Raw genomic sequence first — 23,092 nt, forward strand, 5'->3', positions numbered from 1 at the left:
CCGGTGTCAGTCGGCCGGATGCAGGACGACGGTGCCCAGCGTGCGGCAGGCCAGCAGGGCGACCTCGACGTCGAGGCGTCCCTCCGAGAGCGCTCGTCCCCGGGCCTCCTCGGCGCGGCGCAACCGGTACTGCACCGAGTTCTTGTGCAGGTGCAGCTCCGCGGCAGCGGCGGCGAGGCTGCCGCCCGCGCGCAGATAGGCACCCACGGTGTCGCGCAACCGCTCGTGCTGCTCGTCATCGGCCGCGAGATCACCCAGGACCTCCCGCACCCACGAGCCCAGCAGCTCGACGTCACCGCCGAGCAGCAGCAGCGGCCCGAGGGACGCCGCCGTCGTCACCGCGCGCCGGGCAGCCGGCGCGGCCGCGGCGACGACCGCCTGGACCTGCCGGGCGCGTCGGTGCGAGCGGCGGAACCCGTCGAGGTCGTGCTCCGGGGTGCCGAACGCCGCGAACACCTCTTCCTGCTCGAGTTCGACGTCCCGGGCCGCCGGTACGGGGTACCAGGCCCACAGCGTCGCCCCGTCCGGCGCGACGACAAGCGGTGGCCGTGGGCACCCGAGTGCCTCCCCCGCCGCCGCGACCGCGCGTTCCAGGGCTCGCCCCGGGTCGGCGACGCCGGGCGCGGACCAGAACACCGCGGCAAGGTGCTCGCCCGTCACCGGATGCCCGAGCGTCCGTTCCACCTCGGAGGCCGTCCCGCCGCGGCCGGCGAGCACGGCGTCCACCATGGCCAGCCGGGCCGCGTCGCGGCGACGCACCCAGCCGTCCCGCTCGGACTGGTGGACGGCGACCATGTCCTCCGAGACCCGGTCCACGTAGCCGAACGCCACCGACGACAGTTCCCGCACGGCCGCCGCGAGTTCGTCCGCGTCGAGGCCCGCCGACGCGATCCGGGAGATCAGCACCTGCTGGAACGCCGCTTGCCCGAGCCGGTACGCGCGCAGCAGCACGGTGACCGCTACGCCCTGCTGAGCCAGCCGGCGAGCGATGTCGGTCGCAGCCGCCGGGACGGGCGCGTCGTCCGGGTCCCCGCCGCCGGTGAGCACGGTGAGCGCGCCGTCCAGGGAACCTTCGATCGTCGCGACCAGCAGCTCACGAACCCGGGGATCACGGCCCAGGTCGGGCAGCCCGGCGTCGATCTCGGCGAGGACGCGCTCGGTGAGGGACCCGGAGTCGTCCCGGACCGCGCCGGCGAGACGGGCGAGTGTGTCGGACACCGGGGGCACGGACGGAGACGGTAGCGCGCCCGAGCACCCGATCTCCCGGGGCCGGCCCGGGGGCGGGGCCTGAGCCGGGGCCGAGCGCGGGCCCGCGAGATCGGGCCGTCCGGACCTCGGAGTCGCGAGTGGCCGGCTCCGGTCGAGACGCACCTCCCGGCCCGGGCACGTGTTCCTCGGGCGGATCCCCGCGGATCCGCGGAGTTCCTGCCTCGAACGGTCCCGGCCCCAGCGGGCCTCGACGCGTTCCGCGGAACGCGAGGCACGCGTTGCTCGGCGGATCCCCGGGCCTCTCGGAGTTGTCGTGCGAGAGCGCGACGGCGGTCGACATCGCGATGACGTCGCGGGAGAACAGCGACAGCTCCATGCCGGCGCGGCCCTGGGTGATGCCGTCGCACATGGCGGGCACGCCGCCCGTTTCTGCATCGAGCAGCCCCGCGCCCAGCGAGCCCCGACCGCGTTCCGCGGAACGCGGGGCGAACGCGCCGCTCGAGCGTCATGCCCCTGTTCGAGCCATGCCCTGCTCGAGCCATGCCCTGCTCGAGCCATGCCCTGCTCGAGCCATGCCTCGGTCGGGCGGTACCCCTGTTCGGGCCGTACCCCTGTTCGGGCAGTGCCCCTGTTCGAGCGACGCCCCTGTTCAGCGATGCCCCTGTTCAGCCGGGTCCCTGTTCAGCCGGGTCCCTGTTCGAAGCGATGCCCCTGTTCAGCGGGGTCCCTGGTCAGCGGGGTCCATTTCAGGCGGCCATCGGGGCGGGGCGCGGAGGGAGCAGAGCATCGAGGATCGGAGCCGGATCGAGGCGGTCGCCGTACCAGTCCGGAGTGAGGCTGGTGCGGTCGATCTCCAGCCGGGCCCGGGTGTTCATCTCGATCAGCGCTTCGGCGCCACCGCTCAACGGCTCTGCGGTGGGGGCGACGCGGGTTCCGTCCGGCCGGTACACGTCCCAGCCGCCCCCTGGCCGCTGCCCGATCCGGTAGTCGTGGTCGTGCATCAGCCGGTGATGGAACCCGCAGATCAGCACGAGATTGTCCACATCGGTCGGACCGCCGCGAAGCCAGTGCCGGACGTGATGTGCATGCAGGTGACGGGTGCGGTCACAGCCGGGGAACTGGCAGCCACCGCCATCGGCGCTGTCGCGGGCGGTGAGCGCGGCGATCTGTGCCGGGCTGGCCAGGCGACGGGCACGACCGAGGTAGAGCCGGTTCGTCGCGCGGTCCTCGAGAAGGACCTGGACACGGGCGTCGCACGCCAGACGCTGCGCGGTCGCCGCCGGGAGCTCGGGGCCGCTCGCCACCTGGGCGGTCCCGGCGGTGACATCGAGATGGACCACGACCTGAGCGGTGCCGCGCCCGACCACCGGCCCGGACGTGTCGTCCTGCCGGCCGGCCAGCTCCAGCAGCGCATCGGCGCGCCGGGCCGCGACCCGGTCCGTCACCGGGCCCGGTTCCTGTTCGAGAGCGCACTGGTCGAGATCCTGCGGCGGGGTGGCGACCGGGTGCTCGACCGGTGCCGGCACCGGTACCCGTGGCGGGACGCGGGCCTCGATCGCGGCGATCAGGACGGCGCCGTCCTCCGGGGTGAAGCGGCCCCGCAGGACCACGGAACCGTCGGCGTCGTGATACCAGCTCAGGGATCGGCGGGCGGCGATGTCGGCAGGCGGTGTCCGGCGCCGGCGAACCGCGCGTACGACGGTCTCGACATGGCTCGCTGTTCCCGACAGGGCCAGCTCCAGAAGGATCTGCTCCGCGCTCTCCGGGTCGACGGGTACGGCGGTCGAGGCCGTGCTCCCCGGACCCGCACGCCCCTCGGAGGCACCACCGCCCGCGGCCCCGCCGGCAGCGTGGTCGGCAGCGTTGTCGACGTCGACGTCGACGTCGACGTCGACGCTGCCCCCACCACTCGCATTGCCCGCGCCACCCTCGTTGCCTGCCCTCTCCGCGTTGTCCGCGCTGCGCCCGTTGTCCGCGCTGCCCCCGTTGTCCGCACTGCCCCCGTTGCCCGCACTGCCCCCGTTGCCCGCACTGCCTTCAACGCCCGTACTGCCTGCGCCCGTACTGCCTGCGGAGCTGCCCGAGGTGCCGGACGCGGCGGCGATGGTAGTCGCGTCGGTGGCGGTGGCGTCGCCGGTGGCGGTGGCGTCGCCGGCGGTGGTGGTGGCGTCGGTAGTGGTGGTGGCGGTGGCGGCGATGTCGTCGTGGACAACGGTGTCCGAGCCGGCCACCCGGGTGATCGCGCGGACCTTCGAGTAGGAGATCCGGCCGGCGGCGAACGCGGCGGTGATACGAGGGAGGTTGGTCAGGGCACGGGCGACCCGTAGGTGCTCGGTCGCGGTCCGCAGGCTCATCCCCGCCCGCCACGACAACCAGTGCGCACACGAACGGACACCGACGCCCGCCCAGCCACCACGCTCGTCGAACTCGGCCAGCAACTGCAGGAACCGGCATTCGGCGGCGGCGATGTGCCCAGCCAGACCGAGCAGTTCCGATTCCAGGTCTGGCAGGTTCAGGACGGGCGCCGGGTCAGGCGATTCGGCGGCTGGATCGGTGACGATGGGCATCGCGACACCTCCGGGTGATCGAACTGCTGTTCGATCCGAAGTGTGGCAGGCGGGTACGACAGTTTCGCCCGACCCGACCCGACCCGACCCGACCCGATCCGCTCCGCTCCGTCCCGCTCCGGAGCCGATCGACCCGACGGTGGGTGCGCGCCGCGAGGCGGGGAAGAGCGCCCACCATCCGGGATCGCGACAGCCCGGCCGCCGGTGCGCTGTCGGCGAATGACGCGCCGGGCCGCCTACAACCGTCACGACCGAGGTTCGAGCGCCCGGCCCGCGGATCGGGAGCATCGAGTGCGTTCCGCGGAACGCGGACTCAGGCTCCGCACCACCCGTTCCGGCTGCGGAGTCAGGTGTGGAGGTCGGCGACGATCCGCACGGTCAGGTCACCAGGCCTGCGCGGAACGCCAGGGCGACCAGCTGGACGCGGTCGCGGCACTGTGTCTTCGCCAGCAGGTGTCCCACGTGGGTCTTGACCGTGGCCTCGGAAACGACCAGCTCTGCCATGAGCTCGGCGTTCGACCGGCCACCGCCGACCAGCGTCAGCACCTCCCGCTCGCGCGGGGTGAGTTCGGCGAGCGTGGCCTGCGCGTCCGGAGCCCCGGCGGCGGGTTCCGGCGTGGACAGCAACGGCGCGGTGGCCCGCAGCAGGCGACGGGTCGACACCGGATCGACGACCGAGTCCCCGCTGTGGACGGTACGCACGGCGTCGATCAGTCCCTGCGGTCGCACGTCCTTGAGCAGGAAGCCGCTCGCCCCGGCCCCGATCGCCGCAGTCACCGACTCGTCGAGGTCGAAGGTCGTCAGCACGAGGACCTTCAGCCCCGGATGCGCGGCGAGCGCCCGCCGGGTGGCCTCGATGCCGTCCAGGCGCGGCATCCGGACGTCCATCAGCACGACGTCGACGTCGGTGCGATCGAGCTCGGCGAGTGCCTGCTCGCCGTCCCCGGCCTGGGCGACGACGGTGAGGTCGTCACACGAGTCGAGCACCATCGCGAAGCCGGCGCGGACGAGTTCCTGGTCGTCGACCAGCATCAGTCGGACGGGGTCGGTCACGGGTCTCCTCACGGTTCACTGTGTCGTCAGTGGCAGCCGCAGCCGCACGGCCCACCCGCCGTCCGGGTGTGGGCCGGTCTCGACGGAGCCGCCGTGCAGGGCGGCCCGCTCGCGCATGCCGGTCAGCCCGTGCCCGCCGCGGGGCGGTCGCGGGACGGGGTGGCGGGCGCCCTCGTCGCGGACCCGGACGACCAGCTCGTCGTCGGTCCACTCCAGACGGACATGGGCCGGTGTGCCGGGCCCGGCATGCTTGATCACGTTGGTCAGAGCCTCCTGCACCACCCGGTAGGCGGTGAGGCCGGGGCCGGTGGCGATCGGGCGGGGCGTCCCGGTGGTCTCCAGGTCGACCCGCAGACCGCCGGCGCGGACCTGCTCGACCAGCGCCGGGACGTCGTCGGTACCGGGTTGCGGTCGCCCCGCCGCATCCGGGCCCTCGTCGTCCACACCGGAGTCACGCAGCATCTCCAGCAACCCGCGGACGTCACCCAGCGCCTCCCGGCCGGTGTCGGCGATCCCGGCGAGCACCTCGACCGCCCTGGCCGGGTCGCGCTGCGCGGCGAACTGGCCGCCGTCGGCCTGGGCGATGATCCCGGACAGCGAGTGCGCGACGACGTCGTGCACCTCCCGGGAGATCCGGGAACGCTCGGCGAGCAGCTCGATCCGCACCTCCTGGCGCCGGCTCTCCTCCAGCAGCCGGGCGCGTTCGCGCAGGCCCTCGGTGTGCCGGAACGACGCCCGGCGCAGTGAGCCTGCCAGCCACACGCCTGCGGCGATGCCCAGCGCCGAGCCGATCAGCCAGAGCAGCACCAGCGAGTGGTCCGGGCCGACGGGCTCGGTCAGCAGCTGCACCACCGATCGGACGGTCGCACCGGACAGCAGCAGCAGGAACGCCGCCGCACCGGCCCAGCGGGGACCGTAGGCGATCGCCGAGTAGCCCATGACGAGCGCGGGCAGCAGGATCACCGCCGCCGTCCCCACGATCGCCAGCTGCGCCACCCCGGCGACGACGGCGGTGGCGACGGCCGCGGGGATCGGGTGCGTGCGGCGGAACACCACCGGCGCCGCCGCCAGCACCGCGACGACCAGCGCCGCTGCCTGCATCGCTCGGGGAACCCTTCCCTCGAGCGTCCAGCTGATCGCGATCCACAGCAGGAGCGCGGCGAGCACGGCGTCGACGACGATCGGGTTTCGGCGGCACAGCATGGCGAACCGCTCGACCAGCATCGGCTCCTCGGCGGCGTTCACCGCGCACCCGCCGCGCGGGTCGAGACGCTGTGCACCAGCGACTCGAGCGGCCCCCGGCCGACGAGACCCCGCCAGCCGGTCGCGAGCAGGACGGCGACCGCGCAGAACGCCGCAGTGGTCGCCCACGGCGTCGTCTGCGGCGTGTCACCGACGAGCGCCAGCGCGACAATGTGTCCGGTGTAGAGGGTCAGGGCGAGTGCGCCGGTGGCCGCGAGCGGCTCGAGCAGGCCCCCGAGGGCGCGAGCGGCGAGCAGGCACAGGGCGAGTACCGCGACCGCGATGCCGGAGGCGCCGACGACGTCGAACGGGCTGCCGCTGTGCGGTATGGCGGTGAGCAGCCAGGTCGGCGTCGTGGTCGGGACGGTGCCGTAGGACCCGGCACCCACGATCTCCAGCACGCCCGCGGGCGGCATCCCGAGCACCGCGGACATCGGCTCGACAGCCCGGAGCAGCGCCTGCCGCCCGCCGAGCACGTCCATGGCGAGCCATGATCCCCCGTACCCGATCGTGGCCCCCGCCAGGCCCCCGGCCAGCAGCCGGCCCGCACACGCGCGCAGGTCGAGCCGACCGATCGCCATGCCCAGCAGGAGGAACGGCATCCAGGTCAGGACCGGGTAGGCCCCGGAGAGCAGCACGGTGTCCAGTGCACGCACCAGCCCGGCCGCCGAGGTGAGGTCGGACGCGTGCATCACGTTGCCGAGCAGCAGCTGCCCGGCGTCGTTGCGCGGCCCCGGCAGGACCGAGCGCAGCGCGAACGACAGCAGCGGCCCGGCCACCGCCCACACCGCAGCGATCATCGCGAGCACCACCGGCCTCGCGAACAGCAGCGGCAGCACCAGCAGGAACTCGACGCCGTAGACGACCAGGATCACCATCGGCCCGGTGCTCACCGCGGCCAGGACCAGCCCGAGTCCGACCAGCAGCAGCGCGCGCACCGCGACCCGGCGGCGCAGCCGCGACCGGACACCGGAGTCGTCCGAGCCCAGGACCGGCGCGACGAGCAGGGCCAGCGACACCCCGCCGAGCAGTCCGAACAGGACGGCGGCGCGGCCGTTCACGAGCTGCCACAGCCCGGCCGAAGCATCGGCGGTGGCGACGTGGACGACGATCATCCCGAGGACGGCGAGGCCGCGCGCGGCGTCGACGCCGGTGAGCCGGGTGCGGCCGGGAGGGCCCGTGCCGGTCCGGTGGCGGCCGGTAGTCCACGGTCGGCCGGTGGATATGACGGCACCGGGGCGCACGAGACCGGCCGGGCCGGCCGCGCCGGGAGACGCAGCGGCACCGGGGGCCGGGGCGGGTGGCGGGGTGCGTGTGGGAACGGCCTTGAACCGCCCGGCCGCGGTGACGGCGGGGTGGCCGGCGGCGGCCGGGTCGAGCGTGGTCATGGAGTAGACGATCTCGCCGGACCCGGTCCCGGCGCGTCGGAGCAGCGGTGGATCCTGCGCCTCCGACCACGGTCGGAGCGGCGGACGGGCGTATCCGCACGGGGTGGGACGACACGGCCGTGACAGAGAGGGGCGGGCTCGTGCCGTCGAGCGCGGCTCACCGGGCGGGACGCCTGGACGCCTGGACGCCTGGACGCCTGGACGCGACTGTTCGACGGTCATGATCGCTGTGTGTGGAGCCGAAGCGACGCTGCCCGTCGCTCTCACTCCACTCGCGACGATCCCGGTACGTCGTACGTGGTCAGCCGTGGAGTGCGAGCGTCCGGGCTCGGCAGATGGTGCCCGCGGAGACTCGCTCACCTGGTGGGCGAGTCACACACACAGAGAGAGTCAGTCGACGGGTTCGACGACCGTGCCGGTCAGCCGGTCCCCGAGTCGCTGGGTGCGCCGGCCGAGCAGCATCGACACGATGCCGACCAGACCGAGGAACACCAGGTCGATCGGGAGCACGAGCCCACGGAACACGTGCTGCCAGAAACCCGCCGGGCCACCGTCGTCGACACTGCGCACCCGCAATCCCAGCAGCCACATCCCGATCGTCCGGCCGGTCAGAGCGGGCAGCAGGACGAGCAGCAGCACGAACGGGACCGGATGCACGCCGTCCCACGGGGTCAGCGCCACGGGCGAACCGGCCGGGCCGGTGTCCGGCACGAGCCAGAACGACGCCGTCGCGGCCACCACCACGACGAACAGATCCACGACACCCTGCAGCAGCCGGTACGGGATCGAGGCCGGCAGCCTCCCGGCGACGGTCGTGTCGGGCGTCGTGATGCGTTGCTCCACGTCTCGGGGCACCGGCTCACCAGGCCACCGGGAGCTCCTCCAGACCGAAGATCGCCTTGTGGCTCGCCCAGGCGACACCGTTCTCGCCGGTGGCCAGGCGCAGGTCCGGGAACCGGCGCAGCAGCGCGGGGAAGGCCACCCGCATCTCGGCGCGGGCCAGGGGTGCGCCGAGGCAGTGGTGGATGCCGTGCCCGAACGCGACGTGGTTGGTCGCCCGGCGGGTCACGTCGAGCCGGTCCGGGTCGTCGGTCACGGCGGGATCCCGGTTGGCCGCGGGCAGGTTGAACAGCACCAGCTCCCCCGCCCGGATCGTGCTGCCGTCGATCTCGACGTCGCGGGTCGCGAGCCGGGGCGAGCCGGAGTTGACGATCGAGAGCCAGCGCAGCAGCTCCTCGACGGCACCCGGGACGGCGTCGGGGTCGTCGCGCACCAGCGCGAGCTGCGCGGGATGGCGCAGCAGGGCCAGTGTGCCGAGGGCGAGCATGTTCGAGGTCGTCTCGTGCCCGGCGACGAGCAGCAGGTTCGCGATCCCGACGAGCTCCGCGTCGGACATCGCGTCGGCGTGCTCGCGGATCAGCATCCCGAGCAGGTCCTCGCCGGGTGCGCAGCGGGCCCTCGCCACCAGGTCCTGCATGTAGGCCAGTGCCTCGGCGGCGAGTGCCGTCCGCTCCTGCTCGCCGAGGGTCATGTCCAGCTGGCGGGCGGTGCGGGTCTGGAACTCGTCCTGATCGGCCGGCGGCACCCCGAGCAGCTCGCAGATCACCAGCGACGGGACGGGCAGCGCGAAGTGCGCGACCAGGTCGGCAGGCGGTCCGAGCCGCGCCACGGCGTCGAGGTGGTCGTCGACGATCTCCACGATCCGGGGTTCGAGCCGGCGCATCCGGCGCACTGTGAACTCCGGGGTGAGCAGCCGGCGCAGGCGGGTGTGGTCGGGCGGGTCGAGGGAGAGCAGGTTGCCGGAACGGTCCCCGGAGAGCTGGCGGGGGTCCCGGCGCGGCCCGTCCGTCAGGTCCTGCGGCGTCCAGCCGTTGCGGAACGTCCCGGCGTCACCGAGCATCCGGCGGACGTCGGCGTGCCGGGTCAGCAGCCGGGCGGCCGGGCCGAACGGTGTCGGGACCCGGGCGACGCCGGGCTGCTCGCGCAGCGCCTCCGCGTCCGGCGCGGGACCGAAGCCGTCGCGGCGCAGCTCGATCGGCCGAGGGTCCTCTGTGGTGGTCACGGTGTCCTCCGTGGACGTCGGGTTCGGTCGGTCCGACCGCCCGTGTCATGTCGTCGAGGCCGTTCGCGGCGGTGCGCGGCGGTGCGCGGCGGTGGGGGCGCGCCCGCCGGAGCGGCCGGCGAACGGGACGATGCACACTCCTGCGACACCGGCGCGGACGGCCCGACGGTAAGTCAGTCAATTGACTGAACGCAAGTCGATGCGCTTTCCTCGGTACCGCGGGCGGCGAGCGAGCGGGCGGGCGGCGGGCGGGCGGCGAGCGGGCGGCGATGGGAGTGTCATGCACAGGGTGGACCGGGGACGCCGGACGGACCGCGCGGCGGAGACCCGGGAACGCATCCTCGACGCGGCCGAGCGGCTGTTCGCCGAGCACGGCGTGCACGCCGTGTCGAACCGCGCGGTCGCCGAGGCCGCCGGGCAGGGCAACAACACCGTGGTCGGCTACCACTTCGGCACCAAGACCGACTTGGTCCGTGCGCTCATCCGCAGGCACGCCGGTGCGGTGGACGCCCGGCGCGAGGCGATGGTGGCCGCGCTCGGGCCGGCCCCGGGCGTGCGCGACTGGGTGGACGCCCTGGTCCGGCCGGGCGCCGAGCACCTCGCCGCGGCCGGGCCGCCGACCTGGTACGCCCGGTTCGGCGCCCAGGTGATGACCGACCCGGCGCTGCGCGAGATCATGGTCGCCGAGTCGCTCACGTCGCCGACGCTGACCGCCGTGCTCGACGGGCTGGGCAGCTGCCTGGACGTGATGCCGGTCGAGGTCCGCCTCGAACGCGCCGACATCTGCCGCCAGCTGCTCGTGCACCACTTCGCCGAGCGCGAGCGGGCACTCGCCGACGGCCTGCCCACACCCCGGGCGTCCTGGGCGGACGCCGCGACCGGCCTGGTCGACGCGATCGTCGGGGTGTGGACGGCCCCGGTCAGTCCCGCAGGTCGGGACGCTTGAACTCGGTGGTCTCCTCCTCGCGAGGAGAACCGGGCATCGTGAACACCGTGGTGTCCCCCTCCTCCGACGTGGCGTCGTCGGCCGGCTCCGCGGTCCCGGCACCGGACCAGTCGGCCGGCCCGGTCTCGCCGCTGCGACGGCGGTAGACCGCAGGCGCGCCGGCGTCGGGTGCGACACCGTCCGGGGCAGGCGCGCCGCCGCCGATTCCGGCGTAGACCTCGGGTCGGGAACGCCGCAGCTGCAGCGCCCAGCCCGCGCCGGCCAGCGCGGCGAGCAGCACGACACCGGGTAGCACCCAGCGGGCGGGCGAGGTCGGGTCGCTCCCGAGCAGCGCGTCGAAGTTGCCGACCAGCACCACGAGGATCGCCAGGAGCAGCACCGCCGCGAGCGCCGGGGCGATCAGCCGCGCCCACAGCGACGCCGGCGCGGACCGGTGCTGCCGGAAGAACCCGATGACGGCGACGGACGTACCGGCCATCAGCAGGACGACGCCGAGCGCGGAGAGTCCGGAGAACCAGCTGAACAGCGCGAGCATCGGGTCCGCCCCGACCACCGCGAACCCGATCACGACCACCAGCGCCAGCGCGGACTGGGCCAGCGAGCCCGCGACCGGGCCGCCGGAGCGCGCGCCGACGGTGGCCAGCACCTCGGGCAGCACCCGATCGCGGCCGAGGGCGAACAGGTAGCGGGCGACGCTGTTGTGGAAGCTGAGCAGCGCCGCGAACACGCTGGTGAGCATCAGCAGGGTGGCGATGTCGGCGACCACCGGCCCGAACGCCTCGGCCAGCGGCGCGAACACCAGGCCGGGCCCCTCCGCCGCGGCGCGCGCCTGTAGCTGCGACGGCCCGGTCGAGGCGACCATCGCCCAGGCCGAGAGCGCGTAGAACACGCCGGTGAAGGTCACGGCGATGAACGTCGCGCGGGCGACCGTGGTGCGCGGGTCGCGGGCCTCCTCGGAGTAGATCGCACCGGACTCGAACCCGGTGAACGACGCCACGGTGAACGCGACGACCGCACCGATCCCGCCCGCGAACAGCGTTGCCGGCATCAGCGGCTCGAGCGGCACCGTGCCCTCGGCGGGCCCGGTGAACCCGACGATGTCGAACGCGACGACGACGATGACCTCGACGATGAGCAGCACCGCCAGCACCCGGGCGTTCAGGTCGACCCGCAGCATCCCGAGCCGGCCGACGGCGAGCATCGCCAGCAGCGCCCAGCTCCACCAGGGCAGCCGCAGCCCGGCGACACCGGCGACGAAGTCCGACATCGCCGCGCCGAACAGGCCGTAGAGCGCGATCTGGATCGCGTTGTAGCCGACCAGCGCGACGAACGAACCCGCGACACCGGCCGGACGGCCGAGCCCGCGAGCGAGATAGGAGTAGAAGGCTCCGGCATTCGCGACGTGACGGCTCATCGCGGCGTAGCCGACCGCGAACAGGACGAGCACCGCGGCGACACCGAGGAACGCGAGGGGCACGCCCTGGTTGCCGCTCACCGCGTAGGCGGTGGTGACCCCACCGGCGAGCACGGTGAGCGGGGCGGATGCGGCGACGGTGAAGAACACCAGATGCACCACACCGAGACGACGCCGCCGCAGGCCGGGGACCTGCCGGTCGGATGTCGCGGTTGCCGACATGCGCGGCTCCAAGATCTTCAGAGGAATTGTTCGACGGTGCAAAATGATAGCGTGGAGTGACAAGCTGTTCGCAATAGGAACAAAAGCACTCGCGTTATGCGCTTGACCGATTACCGAGTGTGAGTCCCCGGGGGTTATGACGTGGAGCAAGATGCGCTCGCGAACGGTGTGTTCCTGATCGCCTTCGACGAGGCCGCCGGCCGTTCCGGGCTGGCACCGGACCTGCTCGCCTGCGGGCTGGTCGGTGCCCAGCTCGCAGACCTGGTGGCCGTGGGCGCGCTGAGCGTCGACCCGGAGCACCGGGTCGTCGCCACCCGGCCCGGCCCGACCCGCCCCGCCGGTGGGGAGGCCGCGACCCTGGTCCTCGACAGCATCGCGCACGAACCCCGGTCGCATCCGGTCCGTGCCTGGATCGACGCGCTCGGCGGCCCGCTGCTCGACGCCGTCCGCAACGATCTCGTGCAGCGCGGTGTCCTGGTGCAGACCTCCGAACGAAGCCTGCTCGGCCGCCGCAGGCCCCGGCTGGCCATCGCGGACCCACCCGCGGCACGCGCCCCGGGCACCGCGCTGCGCAGCATGATCCGGCACCCCGCCACCTTCACCCTGGACGGCGCGGTCACCCTCGCGGTGATCGCCGCACTCGGTGTCGAGCGCCTGCTGGAGCCCGAGGTCGACCGCGCCACGGCGCGCAGCCTCGCCCAGGACGCCGCCCAGCACTTCCCGGAGCCACTCGCCCGGCTGCAGGCCGGGCTGGCCGAGACCGCCGCCGCCGTCAGCGTCGCGGTCCGCCGCTGACGACACCCTCCGCCCTGCCACGGCGCGGGCTCAGTGCCCGGGCGGGACATCCAGGGTCGGGTTCCGGTCGAAGAAGCCGGACGGTGTCAGGCGGAAACCGCAGGACGCCGTCGGCATCACCGGCCAGTCCTCCGGCCGCGGGAAGTGCGTGACCCCGAAGGTGTGCCACAGGGTCAGCTCGGCACCGTCGACGCCCCGGTCCTCGGCCACCCACTGCGGCAGCCCCGCGTGCCCGGCGTGCTGGTTGACCAGCTCCCCTGCCGGGTAGCGACGGTCCGGGTCGTAGGCGGTCACCCAGAGGTGCTTCGTCGCGAACGCGGCACGCGCGGTGATCGACGCGGAGTCGTCGGCCAGCAGGGTCGGGCCGTCCTCGGGCTCGAGCACGTACGCGGTCGGCTCGCCGAGCCGGTTGCGCCGCTGCGCCGACGACACCCGCCAGACCCGGCCGGCGCCGCGGTCCGCGACCCGGCCGGCGTCGCGTTCGGAGGTGATCGGGGTGACCGACCGCTCGAACGCGTTGCCGTAGGGGTTCTCGGCGGAGACCGGCAGCCGTCGCACGTCCAGCTCGTCCACCCGGCCGGCCGGACCGTCGACGGTCAGGTCGAGCCGGGCGCAGAACAGGTGCTGGTGGTACGGCGCGCCCAGGCCCGGTGCGATCTCGGTCGCCCACCGCGACGCGCGGTCGTCGTAGGCGCCGGTGAACACGACGCCGGTGGACTTGACGTCCAGCTCGATCGCCCCGTCCTGGTGCAGGTGCCAGTAGAAGCCGTAGTCGTAGTTCCCGATCGTGGCGAAGAACGAGATCACCAGGCGCCGGCGCCGGCGCACGACCTGCTTGCCGGTGAAGACGTCGGTGTGCTTCCAGAGGACGCCGTCGTCCTCCTCGTGCAGGCAGATCGCGTTGCGGATGGTGCGCGGCCGGGCGTCCGGGTCGGCGACGACGGCGTCGAAGTAGTGGATCTCGCCGACGCAGTCGCAGCCCAGCTCCAGGGAGTTGGCCTGCTGACCGAGCAGGTACTCGCCCGCGTCGAAGTAGTTCTGCCAGAACCGCACGGGACCCGGGTCGGCATACGGGACGACCATCTCCGCGACCGCCACCCGGTGCGCCACCGGCCGGTCCTGGATGGACAGCTGGTGCAGGACGAGCCCCTCGCGCGGGTCGAACCCGACCCGGAACCGCCAGCCCTCCCAGGCGACGACGTCGTCGTCGGACACCGTGAAGCTCGGCCCCTCGGGCTGGGTGACGTGCAGCGGCTTCCGGGTCTCCCGGTAGGGCCCGTCACCGAAGTTGCCCTCCTCCTGCGGGACGGCGACGACACCGGTGTCGATCAGCTCGATCACCTTGCGCTCCAGCAGGTCCACATAGGCGACGACGCCGTCGACCGGGTGCGCCCACGGGCTGTCGTCCGGCCGGTGCTGCAGGAACGACAGCACCCGCAGCATCCGGCGCCCCCGCTCGCCCGGCAGGTCGAACGAGCCGGCCGAGAGCGGGCACGCGGCCACGAGCGAGACGTCGTCGATCCCGCGCTTCGCCATCGCGTCGCGCCAGGCGGGGTCGGCCTTGACGATCGCGTCGACGCCCTCCATCTCCTCACCGGTGATCGGCGGCTGGCCGTCGGTGGCGGGGTCGTGCTCGATCCGCTCGTCGATCACGGCCCGGGTGAGCGAGGCGATCACGGTCCGGGAGTCGCCGGTCGCCCGGTCGAGCAGCACGGCACGGACGCGGCGGTCCGCCGGTTCGCCGTCGCGGTGCGCCGCGACCACAGCGCGGCTCGGCTCCTCGAGCCCCAGGACGGGTACCCGCACGCCGGGGCCGAGCAGGTCGTGCTCGGCGAGCTGGGCGCGCGCGGCGTCGATCTCGTCGGCGGTCAGCCGGGACAGCGGGTGGGTCATCGGGCTTCTCCAGACGTACCGGGTGCGCCGCCGACGATGCCACGATGGATCATTCGGGCCCCGACACCCCGCCGATCACGACCGGGCGTCCCCGGATGGCAACTCAGTGTCACGAACCGGTGTGACCTGCGCCTCTACTGTCGCCCCGATGTTCGCAGACGTCCCGGTTCTCGGTACGTTGCGTAGCGATTCAGTAGGCCGATCGGGTTGTCGTTCGGTGAAGCGTCCTGCGAGGAGGCCTGGAGCGATCATGAGTGACAGCGTTTTCGCCGGCTCCCCGTTCCTGCGGGAGAGCGCGGCGGTCGACGACCGCGCCGCCGGTGCGCGGGCCGGTCTGCGCGCCCGCCACGACCGCGCCGCGACCGACGTCCGCAGCGCGGGCCGGGCCGACGACGAGGACGGTCTGCTCGACGCGACCCGCCGGCTGGAGCAGGTCCTCGCCGCCGCGCGCCGCGACCTCGGCCCGGCCGACCCCGACACCCTCGTCGTCGAGGGCAGCCTGGCCGTCGCCTACCTGCTCGGCGACGACGAGACCCGCGGCCTCGGCCTGGCGTCGCGCAACCTGGCGTCCCGCGAGCGGGCGTTCGGTCCCGACCACCCGGCCTCGCTCGCCGCCGCCGACGCGGTCGCCGCCGCACACCGGATCACCGGACGTCCGGAGGAGGCGGTCACCCGGCACGAGGACGTGGTCACCCGCCGGTGCCGCGTGCTCGGTGACGCCCACCCCTGCACCGTCGCGTCCCGTGCCGCGCTCGCGCAGGCCCGCGGCGAGACCGGCGACCTGCGCGGCGCGGCCGTCCTGCTCTCGTCCACCTTGGACACCGCGGACCGGTTCCTCGGCGCGGCACACCCGGTGACGATGGACGTCCGGGAGCTGCTCGCCGAGTGCCTGGACGCGCAGCGCCGCGGAGAGCTGGCCGCGCGCGCCCGTGCCGACGACACCGAGCTGCTCCCCCTCGTGCCGGCACCGGACCGGCGCGAGCAGCGCCGCAGGCGGCCGTTCTTCGACCGCCCGTCCGGGCCGCTGCCCGCCGTCTCCTGACCCCGGGTCGCGCGGCTGCGAACTCAGCCGACCAGCTTCATCAGCGTGTCGGTGACCTCGTCGAGTGCGCGCTCCAGCGCCCGGCCACGCAGGCCGCCGCACCACTCCGGGGCCTGACTCATCGCGGCGTGCATGCACTGGAGCGTGGCGTCCGTGCTCACCACCGCGAACTCCCCGCTCGCCAGCCCCTCCTCGAGCACGGTCCGGAACACCCGGTCGTGCCGGCGGCGCAGCTCCTTGATCCGGGTCCGGTGCTCGTCGGGCCAGGTGCTGGGCACCAGGAAGAGCCGTAGCGCCGCCGGGTACTCGCGGACGGCGATGCACACGTGCTCGCGGACCAGCGCCCGCAGCCGCTGCGCGGGAGTCCCCTCGCGACCGGCGGGCAGCCGCTCCAACCGCGTGCTCCAGTCGTCGCCGAGGGTCTCGATCGCCGCGGTGATCAGCTCGTCCTTGCCGGGGAAGTAGTAGTAGAGCGACCCCTTGGTCACGTCCAGCCGCTCGGCGACGTCCTCGAGGCTCACGTCCTCGTAGCCACGCTCACCGACGAGCTCGGCCGCCGTGGTGAGGATCTGCCGGATCCGCCTGTCCCGCTTGCGCTGCACCCGCCCGACCGGCTCGGCCTCCGCCCCTGCCTGCGTCACGCGCACCTCCTCCGACCTCAGTGTCGCACCGCCCCGCCCAGGGCCACCGGCGAGTCGAGTATTGACCATTGGTTCAGATTTTGCCATGTTGGTCAGTGTTCGACGCAAGGGTCGACATCGAGAGGAGCCGGTGGCGTGGACCTCGCCCCCAGCGACACCCAGCGCGCGTACCGCGACCGGGCGGCCTCGTTCGCGAGGAGCACACTGCTGCCCGGCTACCGGGACCGCGAGGCCGCGGGCCGGATCGAGCCCGACCTGCGCCGCGAGATGGGCGGCCTGGGCCTCCTCGCGCCGCAGCTGCCCGCCGAGCTCGGTGGTGGCGGGACCGACCGGCTCACCACCGGCCTGGTCGTCGAGGAGATCGGCCGCGGTGACATCAACGCCGGGTACCTGGTCGTGGTCGGCGCGCTGACCGGCCAGATCCTCGCCGCCAACGCGACCCCGGAGCTCGCCGAGCACTGGGTGCCGCGGATCTGTTCCGGTGAGCAGATCGTCGGGATCGGACTGACCGAGCCGCACGCCGGATCCGACGCCGGTGTCCCCCGGCTGACCGCGACCCGGGACGGCACCGACTGGGTGCTCGACGGCGTGAAGTCGCTGTCGTTCGCCGCCGACGCCGCCGCGGCCGTCGTCTTCGCCCGCACCGGCGACTCCACCGACCGCGGCCGCGACATCAGCGCGTTCCTCGTCCCGCTCGACCGGCCCGGCGTGACCGTCGAGCAGTACCCGGACATGGGCACCCGCGCGGTCGGCCGCGGCGCGGTCCACCTCGACCGGGTGCGCGTGCCCGGCGATCACCTGCTCGGCCCGGAAGGGCGCGGGTTCGGCCAGGTCATGGCCGGGTTCGACTTCTCCCGGGCGCTGATCGGGCTGCAGTGCGTCGGCTGCGCGCAGCAGACCGTCGACGAGACGTGGAGCTACGTGTCCACACGGGAGGCGTTCGACCGGCCGCTGTCGGCCAACCAGGGCGTCTCGTTCCCGCTCGCCGAGGCCGAGACCCTGCTCGCCGCCGCCCGGGCGCTCTGTCACCGCGCACTGTGGCTCGCCGACACCGGCGCGCCGCACACCGCCGAGGCCGCGATGTGCAAGTGGTTCGCCCCGAAGACCGCCTACGACCAGATCAACCAGTGCCTGCTCCTGCACGGCCAGTACGGCTACCGCACCGAGCTGCCGATCGAGCAGCGGATGCGCGACGTCCTCGGCCTGCAGATCGGCGACGGCACCGCCCAGATCATGAAGCTCGTGATCGCCCGGCAGCGCGTGGGCCGCGAGCTCGCCCCCTGAGACGAACGACTCCGAGGAGACACCCGATGGGCAGGATGGACGACAGGACCGCGATCGTGACCGGTGCCGGGCGCGGCATCGGCCGCGCGATCGCGGAGCGGCTCGCCGCCGAGGGCGCCTCGGTCGCCGTCACCGACGTCGACGAGGCGACCGCGACGGACACCGCGGCCGAGATCGGCGGCAAGGCCGTCGGGATCCGGGCCGACGTCACCGACCCGGAGTCGTTGCGGGCCATGGTGGAGCAGGTCCGTGGCGCGTTCGGCCGGATCGACGTCCTGGTGAACAACGCCGGCTGGGACAAGGTCGGCCCGTTCGTCGACTCCGACCCCGCCGACTGGGACAAGATCATCCAGATCAACCTCTACGGCGTCCTGCACACCTCGCAGGCCGTGGTGCCGGTCATGATCGAACAGGGCGGCGGCACCGTGGTGAACCTGGCCTCCGACGCCGGCCGGGTCGGCTCGTCCGGCGAGGCCGTCTACTCCGCGGCCAAGGGCGGGATCATCTCGTTCACCAAGACCCTGGCCCGCGAGGTCGCCCGGCACGGGATCAACGCCAACTGCGTGTGCCCGGGACCGACCGACACCGCACTGTTCGCCTCGGTCGTCGAGGGCAACGACAAGCTGCGCGACGCACTGGTCAAGGCGATCCCGTTCCGGCGGCTCGCCCAGCCGGAGGACCTGGCTGCCACCGTCGCGTTCTTCGCCTCGCCGGACGCGTCCTACCTGACCGGCCAGACCGTCAGCGTCAGCGGCGGCCTGTCGATGGTCTGACCCACCCGACGGTCCGACCCACCCGACCCGATCACCGTCGCCCTCGACGAGGAGGAGCCGATGTACACCTACGACCCCACTGGGTTCCGTGAGTGGTTCGAGCAGGACTTCACCTACCTGGCCGGATTCCGGCGCACCGTCCGCCGGTTCGGCCGCCGGACCGCCCTGGTCGACCCGGCGACGGGTGCGCACGAGACCTACGCCGAGCTGGGCACCCGGGTGGACGCGCTGGCACGCGGCCTCCTCGCCTCCGGCGTCCGGCCCGGCGACGTCGTCACCTACCAGCTGTACAACTCCCCCGACTTCGCCCGGCTCTACCTGGCCACCCAGGCGGCGGGCGCGGTCGGCTCACCGATCAACTTCCGGCTCGCCGCCGGGGAGATCGCGCACGTGCTCGACGACAGCGCCCCGACGGTGTTCGTCTACGACACCGAGCTGGGCGCGACCGTGCGCGACGCGCTGGAGCTGGCCACGCACCGGCCGTCGCTGCTCGTGGCCTGCGGTGACGGTGAGCCGCTGCCCGGCGCCGTCCCGATCGGCGAGCTGGAACGCGCCGGGGACGCCCTGCCGGACCCGGGCCGCACCACCTACGACGAGACGACCCGGCTCTACACCTCGGGCACCACCGGGATGCCCAAGGGCGTCCCGCTGAACAGCCTGGTCGAGGTGTTCAGCGCGCACGACGTGATCATGCACTTCCCGCTCGGCCCGGAGGATCTGACGCTGAACATGACGCCGTGGTTCCACCGCGGCGGGCTCTACTCGGGCGGGCCGAACCCGGCGTTCTACGTCGGTGCCGGGGTGCTGCCGCTGCGCACGTTCGATCCGCACCGCGTTCTCGACCTGGTCGGCGAGCACGGGCTGACCTACCTGATCGGTGCGCCGACCAACCTGGAGATGCTGGCCGCCGCCCAGACCGAGCGGCCACGGGACCTGTCGTCGCTGCGCGGGATCGTGACCATGGGCGCTCCGCTGGAGCGGGCGGCGTGCCTGCGCTACCAGGAGGTGCTCACTCCGCGGATCTTCAACGGCTACGGCACCACCGAGACGTTCTGGAACACGTTCCTGCGCCCCGAGGACCTGCCGGAGCACGCCGGGACGACCGGCCGCGCCTGCACCGACGACGACGTCCGCGTCGTGCGCATCGACGACACCGGCCGGGCGGATCCGGAGGCGGTCGTCGCCCGGGACGGCGACGAGGTCGGCGAGGTCGTGGTCCGCTCCCCCAAGGGCGGCTACGCCTACACCGGCGACGCCGACCAGGAGAAGTTCGCGGGCGGCTGGGTCCGGCTCGGCGACCTCGCGACCTGGGACGCCGACGAGTTCGTGACGATCGTCGGCCGCAAGGACGACATGCTCGTGACCGGTGGGGAGAACGTCCACCCGGCCCAGGTGGAGGAGGTGCTCAACCAGCATCCGGGCATCGCGGACTCGCTGGTCGTCGGCGTGCCGGACGAGCGGTGGGGCCGCCGCGTGGTGGCCTACGTCGTGCGCTCCGATCCCGGTCTGACCACGGCGGGCTGCGACGCGCACTGCCGCGCGCACCCGATGCTCGCCGACTTCAAGCGTCCGCGCGGCTACCGCTTCGTCGACACCCTGCCCCTCACCGCCACCGGCAAGAAGATCCACTACAAGGCGGCCGCCCAAGCCGCCGACGACGACACCCGCGGCCTGTTCGAGCCCGCGGGTGCGCGCCCGGAAGGAGTTCAGCGATGACCCTCGACCCGAACACCTACTCCCAGCTGGCCTTCGAGCGCCGCGAGGACGGCGTCCTGCTCATCACGATCAACAACCCGGCGAAGTACAACGCCGCCGACGAGCAGCTGCACGGCGAGCTCGCCCGGGTCTGGACCGACGTGTCGAAGGACCCGCAGACCCGGGTCGCGGTGATCACCGGTGCCGGGAAGGCGTTCTCGGCAGGCGGCGACCTGGACATGGTCGAGCGGCTGGCGGGTGACCACGAGCGCGTCTCGCACATGCTCAACGAGATGAGCGACCTGGTCTACAACATCATCAACTGCGAGAAGCCGATCGTCTCCGCGATCAACGGGGTGGCCGTCGGCGCGGGCGTGGTGGTGGCGTTGCTGGCCGACATCGCGATCTGCGCCGAGGACGCCAAGCTCGGCGACGGGCACGTCAAGCTGGGTGTGTCGGCCGGCGACCACGCCGCGATCATCTGGCCGCTGCTGGCCGGGATGGCCAAGGCCCGCTACTACCTGCTCACCGGGGAGATGGTCACCGGCGCCGAGGCCGAGCGCCTCGGCATGGTCGCCAAGGCACTCCCCCGCGACCAGGTGCTCGACGAGTCGCTGCGGGTCGCGCACACCCTGGCCACGGGCTCGCAGCAGGCGATCCGGCTGACCAAGCGCTCGCTGAACAGCTGGCTGCGCACCGCCGGACCGACGTTCGACGCCTCTGCCGCCTACGAGATGCTCTGCTTCATGGGACCGGACGTCGTCGAGGGCGCCGCGGCGCTGCGCGAGAAGCGCGCGCCGAAGTTCCCCTCCACCCAGAGCTGAGCGCGACCCCGAGATCACCCGTTGTGGAGTGCCACGAACGTCTGCCGTTCGCCGCACTCCCCAACGGGTGATCACCGCCCTGGAGGATCACGACTCGACCGGTCGGTCGCCGGGCACTACCGTCCGGCATTCGGCGGACCGGACGGGGACGGTATGCGGCGGATGGCGATGGCCGGGGTGCTGGGGCTGCTGCTGACGCTGGCGTCGGTGGCGCCGGCCCAGGCCCGGGAGGAACCGTCGCCTCCGCCCACCCGGCCGGACAAGAGCTTCGCCGTCTACATCGGAGCGAACCTGACCGCCGACGGGCACCCGTTCCTCGGCGGGTTCGGCCACGAGCCGTCCAGCCACTGGATCGACGTGGTCCCCCGCCGCCAGCACCCGCCCGGGGCGACGGTCCCGGTCGGGGCCACCGCCCAGGCGGACATCCCGGGCGAGCTGACCCGCATCCCGCAGGCCCCCGAGACCGCCCGCTACCTCACGTCGCACTACTCGGAGTTCGTCGGGTTCCCGGCCCCGCTGACCAACGGCGGCCTCAACGAGCACGGTGTCGCGGCCCGGGACGTCTGGTCGGACTCCCGGCCCGAGCTGGTCGAACAGACACCGACCCCGCAGCGCGGGCCGACCTACAGCGACCTGTCGCGGATCGCGATGGAACGCGCGCGCACCGCCCGGGAGGCGGTCGAGATCGTCGGCGGCCTGATCGACCGGTACGGCTACACCACCTACGGCGGCAACTCGCACCTGTTCGCGGACGAGAACGAGGGCTGGGTGCTGGTCGAGATGGCCGGCGGCCAGGGGCTCTGGGCGGCCGAGCGGCTCGGGCCCGACGAGGTCCGCGTCTCCTACCCCGGCTACATCGGCGAGTTCCCCACCACTCCGGACGCCGATCACCTGTCCTCGCCGAACCTGGTGAGCTACGCGATCGACCGCGGCTGGTGGCGCCCCGGCGCCCCGTTCGACGTGCAGCAGGTCTACGGCATCCCGTTCCCCGGCCGGCCGGTCCCGGTGGGCGGTGTCGCCGATCCGGCGGATCCCTCCCCGTACCGGCACCCGCCGTCGCTGGAGGAGGAGTTCCGCAGGCTGGCCCCGGTCACGCTGCAGGACGTGCAGCGGATCGTGCGCGACCCGCGCTGGTCCGACGACCGCGCCGGCTACGGCCAGGTCGCCGAGCTTGCCGACGACGTACCCGATCCCGGTCTGCGCACGCTCTGGATCGCCGTGACCGCGGCCGCCACCGCGCCCTACATCCCGTTCCACATCGGCACCACCGAGGTGCCCGTGGAGTACCGCCAGCACCGCTACCTCACCCACGACTCGGCGGCGGAGTACCTGGATCCGCAGTTCGCCGAGCAGGAGGCCACCGAGTACGCGACACAGACGTTCAAGCGCCTGATGTACGCGACGTGCTCGCGGCCGCAGGAGTATCTCGGCACGGTGACCGCGGCGCTGGAGGGCTTCGAGGCCACAGAGCTGGAACAGCTGCCGGACGTGCAGCGCCGGGCCGCCGAGCGGTACGCCGCGGGTGACCGGGCCGGGGCCGAGCGGGAGCTCACCGAGGCGACCGCCCGCTGGGCCGGCGACGGGCTCGCACTGGGCAACCACCTGCTCGACGACGTCCTGGCCCGCAGCCGGGCGGCCGACGGCGGGCTGCGCGAACCCGAGGTGGCCCTCCCGCCCGGGGAGACCCCGGGTGCGCAGAGCCGGAGCATGACCCTGCGCAGCGAGGAGTCCGCCCGCGACCGGATGCACTGCGATCTCGGCGGCGGCTGGGCCGAGGGCGGCACGCTGGCCCGCAAGGGCGACTACGGGGACCCGGCGGACGTGCCCGACCTGCGGGAGGACGGCGGCGGGATCCCGGCCTGGGTGCCGGTCGCGGCCGGGGCGGGCGGCCTCGTCGTCGGCGCCGCGGTGGTGTGGGCCGTGCTGCGGGTGCGCCGCGGCAAGACCGGCGGCTGAATCGGGCGCCTCAACCTGACACACCCGGGCGGCGGTGTTCCGGGCGCACGGCATGGTGGGATCGGTCGGACCACACGCGAGGAGGC

Annotated in this window: 18 protein-coding genes and 1 pseudogene; 8 read left to right on the forward strand and 11 right to left on the reverse strand. The window is 73.5% G+C overall.

Features of this window, described 5'->3' with window-relative positions:
* Positions 1-6 precede the first annotated feature (6 nt).
* The 8 genes and pseudogenes from JOF36_RS41060 to JOF36_RS25745 all read right to left on the reverse strand — a co-directional run bounded on the left by JOF36_RS41060 (position 7) and on the right by JOF36_RS25745 (position 9,521).
* Positions 7-1,227 carry an RsbRD N-terminal domain-containing protein gene (locus tag JOF36_RS41060; RefSeq protein WP_210031603.1) on the reverse strand — a complete coding sequence of 407 codons (1,221 nt, stop codon included), beginning with the start codon at positions 1,225-1,227 and terminating at the stop codon, positions 7-9.
* A 292-nt stretch (positions 1,228-1,519) separates the two neighbouring features.
* Positions 1,520-1,636 (reverse strand): annotated as a pseudogene (locus JOF36_RS25715) (dihydroxy-acid dehydratase domain-containing protein); the annotation flags it as partial.
* Positions 1,637-1,955: 319 nt separating this feature from the next.
* A complete protein-coding gene (locus JOF36_RS25720) occupies positions 1,956-3,776 on the reverse strand; it encodes an HNH endonuclease signature motif containing protein (RefSeq protein ID WP_210031605.1) in 1,821 nt (606 codons plus the stop codon).
* A 378-nt stretch (positions 3,777-4,154) separates the two neighbouring features.
* Positions 4,155-4,829 carry a response regulator transcription factor gene (locus tag JOF36_RS25725; RefSeq protein WP_307862596.1) on the reverse strand — a complete coding sequence of 225 codons (675 nt, stop codon included), beginning with the start codon at positions 4,827-4,829 and terminating at the stop codon, positions 4,155-4,157.
* Between the two features lie 15 nt (positions 4,830-4,844).
* A complete protein-coding gene (locus JOF36_RS25730; protein ID WP_210031607.1) occupies positions 4,845-6,074 on the reverse strand; it encodes a sensor histidine kinase in 1,230 nt (409 codons plus the stop codon).
* Positions 6,071-7,459, reverse strand: coding sequence for a heparan-alpha-glucosaminide N-acetyltransferase domain-containing protein (locus JOF36_RS25735; protein WP_245350977.1), 1,389 nt, complete (start codon positions 7,457-7,459; stop codon positions 6,071-6,073). The genes JOF36_RS25730 and JOF36_RS25735 overlap by 4 nt, the downstream gene beginning before the upstream one ends.
* Positions 7,460-7,849: 390 nt before the next feature.
* The gene (locus JOF36_RS25740) at positions 7,850-8,314 is read right to left on the reverse strand and encodes an RDD family protein (protein ID WP_210031609.1); all 465 of its coding nucleotides are present in this window, start codon (positions 8,312-8,314) and stop codon (positions 7,850-7,852) included.
* A 4-nt stretch (positions 8,315-8,318) separates the two neighbouring features.
* Positions 8,319-9,521, reverse strand: coding sequence for a cytochrome P450 (locus tag JOF36_RS25745; RefSeq protein ID WP_210031611.1), 1,203 nt, complete (start codon positions 9,519-9,521; stop codon positions 8,319-8,321).
* Positions 9,522-9,801: 280 nt separating this feature from the next.
* Here JOF36_RS25745 and JOF36_RS25750 point away from each other — a divergent pair, with 280 nt between their 5' ends.
* Positions 9,802-10,467 (forward strand): TetR/AcrR family transcriptional regulator, encoded by a 666-nt coding sequence (locus JOF36_RS25750; protein WP_210031613.1) that lies wholly within the window; start codon positions 9,802-9,804, stop codon positions 10,465-10,467.
* Here JOF36_RS25750 and JOF36_RS25755 read toward each other — a convergent pair.
* Positions 10,442-12,103 (reverse strand): APC family permease, encoded by a 1,662-nt coding sequence (locus JOF36_RS25755; protein WP_210031621.1) that lies wholly within the window; start codon positions 12,101-12,103, stop codon positions 10,442-10,444. The genes JOF36_RS25750 and JOF36_RS25755 overlap by 26 nt on opposite strands.
* 141 nt (positions 12,104-12,244) lie before the next feature.
* Between JOF36_RS25755 and JOF36_RS25760 the strand changes: the two genes are divergently transcribed.
* Positions 12,245-12,898 (forward strand): GOLPH3/VPS74 family protein, encoded by a 654-nt coding sequence (locus JOF36_RS25760; protein ID WP_210031623.1) that lies wholly within the window; start codon positions 12,245-12,247, stop codon positions 12,896-12,898.
* Positions 12,899-12,928: 30 nt separating this feature from the next.
* Here JOF36_RS25760 and JOF36_RS25765 read toward each other — a convergent pair whose 3' ends face one another.
* A complete protein-coding gene (locus JOF36_RS25765) occupies positions 12,929-14,791 on the reverse strand; it encodes a primary-amine oxidase (RefSeq protein WP_210031631.1) in 1,863 nt (620 codons plus the stop codon).
* A 250-nt stretch (positions 14,792-15,041) separates the two neighbouring features.
* Between JOF36_RS25765 and JOF36_RS25770 the strand changes: the two genes are divergently transcribed.
* A complete protein-coding gene (locus JOF36_RS25770) occupies positions 15,042-15,833 on the forward strand; it encodes a tetratricopeptide repeat protein (RefSeq protein WP_210031633.1) in 792 nt (263 codons plus the stop codon).
* A gap of 23 nt (positions 15,834-15,856) precedes the next feature.
* Here the strand turns inward: JOF36_RS25770 and JOF36_RS25775 are convergent, their stop codons facing one another.
* Positions 15,857-16,474, reverse strand: a complete 618-nt coding sequence (locus JOF36_RS25775) for a TetR/AcrR family transcriptional regulator (protein WP_307862597.1) — start codon at positions 16,472-16,474, stop codon at positions 15,857-15,859.
* Positions 16,475-16,609: 135 nt separating this feature from the next.
* Here JOF36_RS25775 and JOF36_RS25780 point away from each other — a divergent pair, with 135 nt between their 5' ends.
* From JOF36_RS25780 to JOF36_RS25800, 5 genes are all read left to right on the forward strand, one after another.
* Positions 16,610-17,758: an acyl-CoA dehydrogenase family protein gene (locus JOF36_RS25780; RefSeq protein WP_210031637.1), complete on the forward strand. Its 1,149-nt coding sequence runs from the start codon at positions 16,610-16,612 to the stop codon at positions 17,756-17,758.
* Positions 17,759-17,784: 26 nt separating this feature from the next.
* A complete protein-coding gene (locus JOF36_RS25785; RefSeq protein ID WP_210031640.1) occupies positions 17,785-18,531 on the forward strand; it encodes an SDR family NAD(P)-dependent oxidoreductase in 747 nt (248 codons plus the stop codon).
* 60 nt (positions 18,532-18,591) lie between these two features.
* Complete coding sequence (locus JOF36_RS25790) at positions 18,592-20,247, forward strand: class I adenylate-forming enzyme family protein (protein ID WP_210031643.1); 1,656 nt, start codon at positions 18,592-18,594, stop codon at positions 20,245-20,247.
* Positions 20,244-21,050, forward strand: coding sequence for an enoyl-CoA hydratase/isomerase family protein (locus JOF36_RS25795; RefSeq protein ID WP_210031645.1), 807 nt, complete (start codon positions 20,244-20,246; stop codon positions 21,048-21,050). Before JOF36_RS25790 ends, JOF36_RS25795 begins: the two co-directional genes overlap by 4 nt.
* A 168-nt stretch (positions 21,051-21,218) precedes the next feature.
* Positions 21,219-23,006 carry a C69 family dipeptidase gene (locus JOF36_RS25800; RefSeq protein ID WP_245350978.1) on the forward strand — a complete coding sequence of 596 codons (1,788 nt, stop codon included), beginning with the start codon at positions 21,219-21,221 and terminating at the stop codon, positions 23,004-23,006.
* The last annotated feature ends 86 nt before the right edge of the window (positions 23,007-23,092 follow it).

The organism is Pseudonocardia parietis (assembly GCF_017876315.1).
Lineage (GTDB): Bacteria > Actinomycetota > Actinomycetes > Mycobacteriales > Pseudonocardiaceae > Pseudonocardia > Pseudonocardia parietis.